The 11023-nt window shown below is 66.9% G+C and carries 12 protein-coding genes; 6 read left to right on the top strand and 6 right to left on the bottom strand.

Annotation, left to right across the window (positions count from 1 at the left end; all coding sequences use genetic code 11):
• Window positions 1-25: 25 nt before the first annotated feature.
• Both HV783_RS02020 and HV783_RS02015 read right to left on the bottom strand, forming a co-directional pair.
• Window positions 26-889 carry an alpha/beta hydrolase family protein gene (locus HV783_RS02020; RefSeq protein ID WP_054501630.1) on the bottom strand — a complete coding sequence of 288 codons (864 nt, stop codon included), beginning with the start codon at window positions 887-889 and terminating at the stop codon, window positions 26-28.
• Window positions 890-1487: 598 nt separating this feature from the next.
• Window positions 1488-1913 carry an Lrp/AsnC family transcriptional regulator gene (locus HV783_RS02015; RefSeq protein WP_047992161.1) on the bottom strand — a complete coding sequence of 142 codons (426 nt, stop codon included), beginning with the start codon at window positions 1911-1913 and terminating at the stop codon, window positions 1488-1490.
• A 294-nt stretch (window positions 1914-2207) separates the two neighbouring features.
• On the opposite strand from HV783_RS02015, the gene HV783_RS02010 reads away from it, so the two are divergent.
• Window positions 2208-4364, top strand: coding sequence for a TonB-dependent receptor family protein (locus HV783_RS02010; protein WP_175188611.1), 2157 nt, complete (start codon window positions 2208-2210; stop codon window positions 4362-4364).
• A 71-nt stretch (window positions 4365-4435) separates the two neighbouring features.
• On the opposite strand, the gene HV783_RS02005 is transcribed toward HV783_RS02010, so the two are convergent.
• Window positions 4436-5347: a DUF808 domain-containing protein gene (locus tag HV783_RS02005; RefSeq protein ID WP_175188610.1), complete on the bottom strand. Its 912-nt coding sequence runs from the start codon at window positions 5345-5347 to the stop codon at window positions 4436-4438.
• Between the two features lie 163 nt (window positions 5348-5510).
• On the opposite strand from HV783_RS02005, the gene HV783_RS02000 reads away from it, so the two are divergent.
• Entirely contained in the window at window positions 5511-5819 is a 309-nt protein-coding gene (locus HV783_RS02000; protein ID WP_054501633.1) for a DUF1272 domain-containing protein, read from the top strand.
• 142 nt (window positions 5820-5961) lie between these two features.
• Here HV783_RS02000 and galU read toward each other — a convergent pair whose 3' ends face one another.
• Complete coding sequence (gene galU / locus HV783_RS01995) at window positions 5962-6795, bottom strand: UTP--glucose-1-phosphate uridylyltransferase GalU (RefSeq protein WP_054501634.1); 834 nt, start codon at window positions 6793-6795, stop codon at window positions 5962-5964.
• Between the two features lie 435 nt (window positions 6796-7230).
• Between galU and HV783_RS01990 the strand changes: the two genes are divergently transcribed.
• Complete coding sequence (locus tag HV783_RS01990) at window positions 7231-7632, top strand: response regulator (protein ID WP_054501635.1); 402 nt, start codon at window positions 7231-7233, stop codon at window positions 7630-7632.
• Here the strand turns inward: HV783_RS01990 and HV783_RS01985 are convergent.
• Window positions 7587-8420 (bottom strand): symmetrical bis(5'-nucleosyl)-tetraphosphatase, encoded by an 834-nt coding sequence (locus tag HV783_RS01985; RefSeq protein ID WP_175188609.1) that lies wholly within the window; start codon window positions 8418-8420, stop codon window positions 7587-7589. The genes HV783_RS01990 and HV783_RS01985 overlap by 46 nt on opposite strands.
• Before the next feature lie 156 nt (window positions 8421-8576).
• Here HV783_RS01985 and HV783_RS01980 point away from each other — a divergent pair, with 156 nt between their 5' ends.
• The 3 genes from HV783_RS01980 to HV783_RS01970 all read left to right on the top strand — a co-directional run bounded on the left by HV783_RS01980 (window position 8577) and on the right by HV783_RS01970 (window position 10160).
• Window positions 8577-9341: an SDR family oxidoreductase gene (locus tag HV783_RS01980; RefSeq protein WP_175188608.1), complete on the top strand. Its 765-nt coding sequence runs from the start codon at window positions 8577-8579 to the stop codon at window positions 9339-9341.
• Between the two features lie 185 nt (window positions 9342-9526).
• A complete protein-coding gene (locus HV783_RS01975) occupies window positions 9527-9781 on the top strand; it encodes a type II toxin-antitoxin system RelE family toxin (RefSeq protein ID WP_054501956.1) in 255 nt (84 codons plus the stop codon).
• Between the two features lie 19 nt (window positions 9782-9800).
• Window positions 9801-10160, top strand: a complete 360-nt coding sequence (locus HV783_RS01970) for a helix-turn-helix domain-containing protein (protein WP_054433400.1) — start codon at window positions 9801-9803, stop codon at window positions 10158-10160.
• Window positions 10161-10262: 102 nt separating this feature from the next.
• Here HV783_RS01970 and phbB read toward each other — a convergent pair whose 3' ends face one another.
• The gene (gene phbB / locus HV783_RS01965) at window positions 10263-11003 is read right to left on the bottom strand and encodes an acetoacetyl-CoA reductase (protein WP_054417571.1); all 741 of its coding nucleotides are present in this window, start codon (window positions 11001-11003) and stop codon (window positions 10263-10265) included.
• Window positions 11004-11023 lie beyond the last annotated feature (20 nt).

Genomic DNA, 11023 nt, shown 5'->3' with positions numbered 1-11023 from the left:
GCGCCCGCCGATCGGGTTGTCGACGTTATTCATTGCGCAGCTTGCGCAGTTCGGCGGCCAGGAAGTCCTGCACCTGGCCGACGCACTTCAGGCCGTCGTGGGGCACGTTGTCGACCACGTCCAGCACGGCCTTGACGCCAGCCGCCTCGAAAGAGCGGCGCAGCGATTCCAGGCGCTCGGGGCGCGTGGCGCCGGCGGAGTTGGCCCCGGGCATGAAGAACTTGCCGCCTTCGCGGTGGGTGATTTCCCAGGTCTCCAGGTCCGCCTTGCCGACGATCATGTGCACCGCGACCTGGCGCAGGGCCTCGATGTCGACGGCCTTGCCGAAGCGGGCCTCGGCGCCGCGCACGCCGACCCACCAGTCCTGGGTGGGGTCGAGCAGCGTGACCGAGCCGGGCGCGCCGATCGAGGTGGCCCACAGGGTTTCGGGGTGCAGCAGGGTGTAGCGGTTGACGAACTGGCCGCCGCCGGAATAGCCGAACAGGGCGAAGCGGCTGAAGTCACGGCCGAATTTCTCGCCGACTTCGGCGACCATGCCTTGCAGGATGTGGTCGTAGCGGATGTCGCCTTCGATCAGTTGCTTGAAGCCGTCGCGGTTGCCGTCGCCGAGCGGGCTGACGGGGAACAGCGGGCACAGCACGATGCAGTCGTTCCAGCGGGCGAATTCGGCGAAGGCGTCGCGGTATTCGACGAAGGCGCGGCCGGTGCCGTGCATGATGACGACCAGCTCCATGGGGTGTTTGGCCTGGTCGATGTGCGGGGGGACGTACATGCAGTACGAGAAGCGCGGGTCGATGCGCGAGGCGAAGACGGTGCTGTGGCCGAGGTCGTAGATGGCGCGGGCGCGGGCGGCGTCGGGGGCCAGGGCGGGTGCTGCGGTGGACTGCATGGTTTCCTCGATTCCCGGGCGGGGTGTGCCGGGGGGGGGGGTGTTGCGGGCGGGTATGGTTGACTAAATTGGCGCCAATTTTAGGAACCAGGTGTGGGTGGGGGCAAGCGGGGGGAATCCCTAACGGGTGGTTCTTGACCTTGCCCCGGGGGGATGGGTCGGGCGGCTAGGGCTGTGGTTCTTTTGACGCGGGGTGGCCGGGCCGGGCGGAGGGCGGGGCTACGATTGCGGTCCGGAGCGTTCGCTCCGGACTGCCCCTGCGTCAACCTCGTACGCCTTCGGCTCCCTACGGTTTCCCTTGGGCGCATCTACACGCCCCGCCCTCCGCCCGGCCCGGCCACCCCGCTGCGTCAGCGCGTTTCGAGACGCCGCCGGGATGTGTCACGTGCTTGGGCTTCGTGGCGATGTTGTGTGGAGTAGGAAGATCTTGCGGGGTCGCCCAAGGCGGCCGCGCGGGCGGCCTTTTTGGGCGTTCAGCGGTGCGGCGTCGACGTCCGGGTTTGCGGAGATGACGTAGGCGTCGTCAACAGGAAGGGCAGAGACAAGAGCGGCGATTTTGCGCTCTGGGAGGGACGGTCGCAAAGATGGGCGGCAGGGCTCAATCGAGCTTGTAGCTTTTCAGGTGGATGCTGGTTTCCGTGGCGGAGATGGCCTTGATGAGGCGGACGCGATCCAGGACGCGGGACATTTCCTCGATGTTGGCGACGCGCAGTTCGGCCAGCAGGTCCCAGCGGCCGTTGGTGTCGTGCAGGGCGACGACGGCGGGGTCGCCCAGGAGGATGCTGACGACGCGGCGGGTTTCGTTGCCATCGACGGCGATGTTCATCCAGGCGCCGATCTGGTCGGGTTGGGATTCGGGGCGCAGCCGGACGGTGTAGCCCACGATGATGCCCTCGTCTTCCATGCGGGCGATGCGGTTGTTGATGGTGCCCCTTGATACGTCGAGCTTCTTGGCCAGGGTCGCGACGGTTGCGCGAGCGTCGGCGCGCAACAGACCCAGCAATTGCTGATCGAGTGTGTCCATGATTGTTCCCGCTAAAAATTGGCGCCAATTTCACATCTTATACGGATTCGACGCGATGCCGGCGCGCGCCATCGGGCGCACGGTCCTGGCGGGCGGTGGCGTGTTTTTGCCACGACCCCAATTTACCGCGTTTGGATTGGCGCCAATTTTTGCTATATTTCGGGCCGGTCGGGCAAGGTCCGACTCGGCTCGTGCGCGCCCCTGGTAGTGGTCCGCGCCGAACCAGTAAAGATTCTCAATGTGATTGACGCTCGTATTAATGACGCGCGCCCTCCCCCGCTTCCTGGACTCCCAATGCCGATTCCTTTTCCCCCGCGACGCCTGACGCTCGCGCTGGCCATGCTGACGCTGGCCGCCCACAGCCAGGCGCAGACCGCGGCAGACGCCACGCCCGCCGACAACACCCTGGGCGCGATCAGCGTCGTGGGCGACTGGCTGGAAAACCCGAATGAAGAGAAGGTGCTTGAACATGGCGGCGCGCGCACGATCATCGAGCGTTCGTCGTTCCAGGACACCGGCGCGACCAACGTGCGCGATGTGTTGCGCCGCGTGCCGGGCGTGCAGGTGCAGGAAAGCAATGGCACAGGCGGCAGCGATGTGTCGCTGAACGTGGGCGTGCGCGGGCTGACTTCGCGCCTGTCGCCACGCTCGACCATTCTGATGGACGGCATTCCGCTGGCGGTGGCGCCCTATGGCCAGCCGCAGTTGTCGATGGCGCCGGTGTCGCTGGGCAACCTGTCGGCGGTGGACGTGGTGCGCGGCGCTGGCTCGGTGCGCTATGGCCCGCAGAACGTGGGCGGCATCATCAACTTCGTGACGCGCGCGATTCCGCGGGACTTCACCGCCGACGCCACGGTCGAGACCGACATGTACAGCCACGGCGGCGTGAAGACCTCGCCCAGCGCATTCATCGGCGGCACCAACGAACGCGGCCTGGGCGGCGCACTGCTTTATTCCGGCACGCACGGCAACGGCTTTCGCGAGAGCAACGACCGCGTGGACATCGATGACGTGATGCTCAAGGGCACCTATCGCATCGGCGCCGACGACAGCGTGTCGGCCGCGCTGCATCACTATGAAGGCCGCGCCGGCATGCCGGGCGGGCTGACCGCCCGGCAGTATTCCGAGGACCCGTTCCAGTCCACCCGGCCTTACGACAACTTCACCGGCCGCCGCACCGACGCCTCGTTCCGCTACAACCACGATGACGGCATCAACAAGTTCGAGCTGCTCACCTACTACACCGACAGCTTCCGCGGCAGCAGTATCGAGACGGAGGGCACCGGCGCCAACGCCGGCAAGCGCCGCCTGACGTTCAACCCGCGCAACTATCACACCTTCGCGATCGAGCCGCGCTATTCGCGCCTGTTCCGCGGCGCCGACGTGACACAGGAGATCAGCGTGGGCTACCGTTACCTGAAAGAAGCCAGCGACGAACGCGCCTCGCGCACCGCGTTCTACGTGCCGGACAGCGGCTTCGACGCGCCCAACGCACCCAATCCGCAGTACCAGTACCGCACCGGCGGCACCACGGCGCATGCGGTCTACATCGATGACACCATCAACGTGGGCAACTGGACCATCACGCCGGGCCTGCGCTATGAATTCATCGACTCGTTCCTGAACGACAAGTCCAATCCCGCGGCCAGGACCCATACCAGCATCAAGTCCGAAGAACCCCTGCCGTCGCTGTCGGTGGTCTACCACGTCAGCGAGCAATGGAGCGTGTTCGCCAACGCCGGCCAGTCATTCGGCCCGCTGCAGTACTTCCAGATCGCCTCGACCACCAACGGCCTGCATCCGGAAAAGGCCACCACCTATGAAGTGGGCACGCATTTCAATAGCGGCGGCTGGAAGGGCGAGCTGACGCTGTTCAACATCGACTTCGACGACGAACTGCAATTGCGCGGCGGCACCAATGGCGGTTCGGACGCCTGGACCAACCTGGGCGCCACCCGCCACCGCGGGCTGGAGACCGGGCTGTCGTACGACCTGGGCGAACTGTCGGCGGCGCTGTCGGGCCTGTCGTTGTACGGCACCTATACCTACACCCAGGCCACCTACAAGGCCGGCGTGTTCGAGGGCCGCGACCTGCCCTTCTATTCGCGCAACGTGGCCTCGGTGGGCGCGCGCTACACGCGCAATCAGTGGACCTTCAACGTCGACACCTTCCTGCAGTCCAAGCAGCGGTCGCCCGGCGCGCCCGACCCCGGCGCCCGCTACCAGACCGAGGAAAGCGCCAACGGCGCCTACGGCGACATTCCGGGCTACGGCACGGTGCACGTTCGCGCCGCCTACGACTTCGGCAAGCAGATGCACAACCTGAACCTCGCGCTGGGGGTGAAGAACCTGTTCGACAAGCGCTACTTCACGCGCTCCACCGACAACAACGCGGGCAAGTACGTGGGCATGCCGCGCACGGTGTACCTGCAGGCGTCGCTGGCGTATTGATCGGGCGCCGGCGCATGCGGCGGCGGCACGGCGGGCTGCCCGCGCGCCTTCAACGCGGGACCACGGCGCCGCTATTTGCCCAGCAGGCGCTTGACGCCAGCGACCACGCCCAGCGTCACCGCCCCGGCAACGATGCCGAACAAAGCGCTGAGCAGGGTCGACACCAAGGGCGGCAGCAGGCCGCCGCCGCTGGCCGCCGCGACGTGTTCGATGGCCGCGCCCAGCGGCGCGATGCCGTGCGTCAGGATGCCGCCGCCGACCATGAACATGGCGGCGGTGCCCACCACCGACAAGGTCTTCATCAGGTAGGGCGCGGCCGCCACGATGCGCTTGCCGAACCAGGCGGCCAGCGCGGCGCGGCGGGCGCTCAGGTACAGGCCCAGGTCGTCGAGCTTGACGATGCCTGCCACCAGGCCGTAGACCCCCACCGTCATGACCAGGGCGATGCCGGCCAGCACCACCGTCTGACGCAGCAGATCGGCGCCGGCCACCGCCCCCAGGGTGATGGCGATGATCTCCGCCGACAGGATGAAGTCGGTGCGCACCGCGCCCTTGATCTTGTCGCGCTCGAACGCCACCATGTCCACCGTCGCGTTCTGCAGCGCCTCGGCGCGGGCGGCATGGTTGCCCTCGGCGGAGTCGCCGTGCGGCAGGAACTTGTGGGCCAGCTTCTCGACACCCTCGAAACACAGGAACAGGCCGCCGGCCATCAGCAGCGGCGTCACGGCCCAGGGCGCGAAGGCGCTGATCACCAGCGCCGACGGCACCAGGATGAGCTTGTTGATGAGCGAGCCCTTGGCCACCGCCCACACCACCGGCAGTTCGCGATTGACCGGCACGCCCGAGACCTGCTGCGCATTCAGCGCCAGGTCGTCGCCCAGCACCCCGGCGGTTTTCTTGGCCGCCACCTTGGTCATGACGGAGACGTCGTCCAGGATGGTGGCGATGTCGTCGAACAGTGCGAAGAAGCTGCTGCCTGCCATGGCGGATTCCGCAAAGTGGAGATGCCCGAGTGTACAGGCGCCCGCCGGGCAGCAGACGCCTCCCGGACATGGCCGTTTCCGCCCGTTACCTGTCCGGAGGCGGCGTGGGCGCCCACCCGCTGTCCGCGTATGCTGGCCACTAGTCCGCCCGGAGGAGACTTTCATGCTCGAATTGCGCCCTAGTTGTGAACACTGCGACGTCGACCTGCCGCCGGCCTCGACCGAGGCCCGCATCTGCAGCTTTGAATGCACCTTCTGCGCGCGCTGTGCCGACGAGGTGCTGGGCAACGTCTGCCCGAATTGCGGCGGCGGCTTCGCGCCACGGCCGGTGCGGCCGGCCACGGACCGGCGCAATGGCAATTTCCTGGGCAGGTATCCGGCGGCGGCCGAGCGCAAACACCGGCCGGCCGACCTGGCCGCTCACGCCGCGCTGCGGCAGGCGCTGCGCGGCATCCCGCCACAGGACCGCTGAAACCTCCGGGCCCGCGCGCCGCGCATCCCTCGCCGCCACGGCGGGACAGGGAGCCGGCGTGCATGAGTCCGCGTGCCGCCCTGCAGGCGGCGCGATCCTCTTCGGGGTAGAAAACGGAGCCACAAGCCCACGCCCCGGCCGCTCACCCCAGGCCGTGATACTTCCGGCCCATCTCCATGGTGGCGCGGTAGAAGCCTTCCTTGCTGCCGCAGTCGTAGCGTTGACCGTCGTACTGGTAGCCGAACACGCGGCCCCCATCGAGCAGGGCCGAGATGGCGTCGGTCAGTTGGATCTCGCCGCCGACTCCCGGCTGGGTCGCCTGCAGCGCCGGGAAGATGGCGGGATCGAGGATGTAGCGTCCCACCACGCCCAGATCGGTCGGCGCGTCCTCGGGGCGCGGCTTCTCCACGATGCCGGTCAGGCGCAGCACTCCGTACGAGGCCTGCGTGCCGGAGACGATCCCATACTGATCGGTGTTGGCAGGCGGCACCTTCTGCACCGCGATCACGCTGCCGTCGAACTCCCGCGCCACCTTCATCATCTCGCCGATGACGGGCGTTTCCGCGTCGATCATGTCGTCCGCCAGCAATACCGCGAACGGCTCATTGCCCACGATCGAGGCGGCGCACAGCACGGCGTGGCCCAGCCCCAGGGCGGCGGGCTGGCGGGTATAGACGCACTTCACGGTCTCCGGAATGACATTGCGCACGCTATCAAGCAGCACGGCCTTGTTCTTCTGTTCAAGGTCGCGCTCCAGTTCCGGCACGCGGTCGAAATGATCTTCGATGGCGCGCTTGTTGCGGCCAGTCACGAAGATCAGCTCCGTAATGCCGGCGGCCACCGCCTCCTCGACGGCATACTGGATGAGCGGCCGGTCGACGATGGGCAGCATTTCTTTGGGCATGGCCTTGGTCGCGGGCAGAAAGCGCGTGCCGAGGCCAGCAACGGGGAAAACCGCTTTGCGTATGGGAAGCATGGTATGAACCTCAGTCGGGCGGCTCGCCGGAGCGGGAGCCGTGGCAGCGTTTAGCAAATGCCGTGCCCGATTGCGAGCCGCGTCGCGGCGCAAGCACCCGAACACCTGGCGGCGCCGAAAATGTAAGTGTCCATTACCCTGCCGGGGTCGGCGCGCCCAAACATCCGTGAGTGACGCCGCGTTCTGCCGCGGGCGGGTACAAACGCACTGGTTTGCGGGCCTCTCACCGTCCCCCGGAATGACGGCATAGGATGAAATTTAGTGAAACAAAAGTGAAGCATCCGTCCGACCACAGCAACTAAGCTGCCAGCAAACAGGTTGAGGAGGACTCCATCCGTGACAATCCGCACGCCCAGACAGGATACGGCCGGCACCCTATCGCACAACCCGCAGCCCGCGACCGGACAAAATGGCCCGCCGACACCCCCGCGGCCTTTGACCATCCTGCTCGCAGACGACAACCAGGACGCCGTCGAAACCCTGGCGGAAATCCTCAGGCTCGACCACCACCAGGTCCATACCGCGTTCGAAGGACGCACGGCCCTCGCCCTGGCGCAGGCGCACCGGCCGGATATCGTTTTGCTCGACATCAGCATGCCGGAACTGGACGGCTACACCCTCTGCCAACGGCTGCGGCGCGAACCCTGGGCCGCGGGCCTGGTGATCGCCGCGCTCAGCGGCTACGGCGGCCCGCAAGACCTCGAACGCGGGCGCATCGCCGGCTTCGACCGCTATTTCACCAAGCCTGCCGATCCCGCCGAGTTGCTGGACTATCTGAATCGCTGCGCCGATCACGCTCGGGCTGGCACGGGCCGCAACGCCTCGCGCCCCACCTGAAGCAACTTGCGGTCAGCCAGGCGCAGGGCTGTCAATACGCCGCCCGATACGCACCCGGTGTCCAGGCACACCACGTCCGACCGCACCAGCAGTCCCAGCGTTGCCCAGTGTCCGAAAAGGACGGGAGCTGCGCCCGCCCGCCGCCCCGGGACGTCGAACCAGGGCAGCACGCCGGATGGCCAGCGTCCCGGCGCGGCCTTGGCGTGCGGCGCCAATGTGCCGTCGGGGCGGCAGAGCCGCATCTGGGTAAACGCCCGGACAATGAACCTCAGCCTATCCGCGCCCGACATTGTGTCGCGCCAGGACAGCGTCGACGGCCCACGGATCCGCGGCAGGTGCTGGCGCCATCGCGGGTGGCGCAGCAACGCCTCGACCTCACGCGCGCGCGCCATCGCCGTGGCGGGATCCCAGTGTGCGTAGACGCCCGCGTGCACCAGCAGGTGGCCGGCTTCAGCGTGCAGCAACGGCTGCCGGCGCAGCCAGTCCAATAGCGACGTGGCGTCACGCGCTCGCAGCAACTCGTCCAGCGTATCGCGGCGGCCCGGCCGCAGGCAGCCCGCAGCGACCGCCAATGCCCGCAGGTCATGATTGCCCAGCACGACGGAGGCGCGTTCGCCCAGCGCCTTGACCCGTCGTAACGTCGCGGCCGAGGCCGGCCCGCGGTTGACCAGGTCACCCACGAACCAGAACCGGCAACGCGGGTCATCGGCGATCTCGGGACGTGCCAGCAAGGCATCCAGGGAGTCGCGACAACCATGCACATCGCCGATCACCCAGATCGATTCCATGGCGTTCAGTCCTTCTGCACAGCGCCACGCGCAGGCATGCGCGGACGTCGGGACGATGTCAGCAATTGCCGCGCCCGGGCCCATCGCAAGATCCGGATAGCCGACGCGCCGCGGCTTGCCTATCGTCGCCAGGTTACTTATCTACAAGGATTCACCATGCAACAACTGACCGGCAAAGTCGCCATCATCACCGGCGCCAGCTCGGGCATCGGCTACGAAGCGGCAAAGCTGTTCGCCCGCGAGGGCGCCAGCCTGGTGCTGGTGGCGCGGCGCCGCACCGAACTGGAGGAACTGGCCGCGCTGCTCGAGGCCGACGGCGGCCGCGCCGTGGCGCTGGCCGGCGACGTGCGCGACGAGGCGGTGGCCGAAGCGGCCGTCGCCGCCGCCGAATCCCACTACGGCGGCCTGGACATCGCCTTCAACAATGCCGGCATGACCGGCGACGCCATGCCGCTGCACCAGGTTACGCCGGCGCAGTGGCGCACCATCCTGGACACCAACCTGGGCAGCGCCTTCCTCGGCGCGCGCCACCAGATCCCGGCCTTGTTGCGGCGCGGCGGCGGCTCGCTGGTCTTCACGTCCACGTTCGTCGGCCATACCGCGGGATTTCCGGGCATGGGCGCCTATGCCGCCAGCAAGGCCGGCCTGATCGGCCTGGTCCAGGCCATCGCCGTGGAATACGGCGCCCAGGGCATCCGCGCCAACGCCCTGCTGCCCGGTGGCACCGACACATCGATGGGCCGCGCCTCGATGGACTCGCCCGAGGCGCGCCGCTACATCGAAGGCCTGCACGCGCTCAAGCGCCTGGCCACGCCGGCCGAGATCGCGCGCTCGGCCCTGTACCTGGCCTCGGACGCGTCCAGCTTCACCACCGGCACGGCATTGCTGGTGGATGGCGGGGTGTCGGTCAATCGGGGGTGAGCGCCGCCGTGGACATTCTCGCGCCGCAGACGCTCGGCGAAGAATCAGTCGATTGTCCTAGAAACACGCAACAAGCTTGATACGTGTGGGCAGGAACCTTAGAAAGTCTCAGGTTCTTGCTTCTTTTGCTTTGGCAGGGCGTAAACCTATATAGATTAAGCTATATACTGGCCAGGCTCCGCATTGTGTACGTCATCAACTGGGCAAAGAAGGCCGTCAGGCAATTGTTGAAACTCCCCGTCAGCGATCAACGACGCATCCTTGGAGAAGTCGCCAAACTGGAAGCCTTCCCGGCCATGCACAACATCAAGGCACTCAGCCAACACCAATATGGCTTCCGTCTGCGGATCGGCGCGTACCGCGTCCTGTTTGATGTCGCAACCGCCGTTCGCATCATTGACGTTCAGGAAGTGAAGCGACGCGACGACAATACCTATTGATACCAACCGTGGAACCTCCATGCGCCTGCACCCCACTATTCTCGAGTCCGACGGCAAGCCTGCGTTCGTCGTCCTTCCCTACGCGGAATACCTGGCGTTGACCGGCAAGAAATCGCGCCAGACCCGGCGCCCTGCGCGGGTGCCCGCGGATGGCTCGATTCCCCATGAGGTCGTTGCGTTGATGAGCGGAAATGGCTGGAGCATCGTACGCGCGTGGCGCGAGTACCTGGAGATCACCCAGATCGACATGGCCACCCGGCTGGGCATACGTCAACCCAGCTACGCGGCGATGGAAGCCCCCGATGCCAATCCTCGAAAGAGCACGCGTGAGCGCATCGCGGCAGCCCTCGGCATCCAGTTCGACCAGCTCGACGTGTAGCTCGGGAAAAGGAATGGCCCTTCAGGCGGGCCATTCCCCACAGTGATCACCGATTGCCTTAGGTCCGGACGACGCCACCGACAGCAAACTCGCCAAGCCCCCTCAACTCATATACACGCCGCCATTGATCGCATAGTTCGCGCCCGTCACGAACGCCGCCTCGTCAGAAGCCAGCCAGGCGCACAGCCCGGCCAGGTCCTTGGCGGTGCCCAGGCGGCCCACCGGCACGCTTTCGATGATGCGGTCCAGCAGCGCCGGCGGGAAGGCCTTGACGGTGTCGTCGGCGATGAAGCCCGGCGACACCAGGTTGACGGTGACGCCGCGCGCCGCCACTTCCTGCGCCAGCGAGCGGGTGAAGCCGATGACGGCGCCCTTCGCGGTGGCGTAGTTGATCTGGCCGATCTGGCCCTTCTCGGCGGCGACCGAGCCGATGTTGATGATGCGGCCCCAGCCGCGCTCGGCCATACCGTCGACCACCTGCTTGGTGCTGTTGAACAGCGTGTCCAGGTTGCTGCGCAGCACGGCCGACCAGTCGGCGTGGCTCATCTGGCGAAAGCGCATGTCGAGCATGGCGCCGGCGTTGTTGACCAGCACGTCGATCTCCCCGACCTCGCGCCGCACCTTGGCGAAGGCCGCCTCGGTCGAAGCCCAGTCGGTGGCGTCGCCTTCCGAGGCGATGAAGTCGTAGCCCAGCGACTTCTGTTCCTTCAGCCAGTGATCCTTGCGCGACGAGCGCGGCCCGCAGCCGGCGATGACGCGGTGACCGGCGCGGTGCAGCGCCTGGCAGATCGCGGTGCCCGTGTGGCCCATCCCGCTGGTGACGTAAGCAATGCGCAAAGCCATGAACGTGCTCCTTTCAAGAA

The organism is Achromobacter dolens, assembly GCF_902859745.1.
Taxonomy (GTDB): domain Bacteria; phylum Pseudomonadota; class Gammaproteobacteria; order Burkholderiales; family Burkholderiaceae_B; genus Achromobacter; species Achromobacter dolens.
Note: the sequence above shows the minus strand (reverse complement) of the source record. Positions and strands in the feature narration are given on the sequence as shown.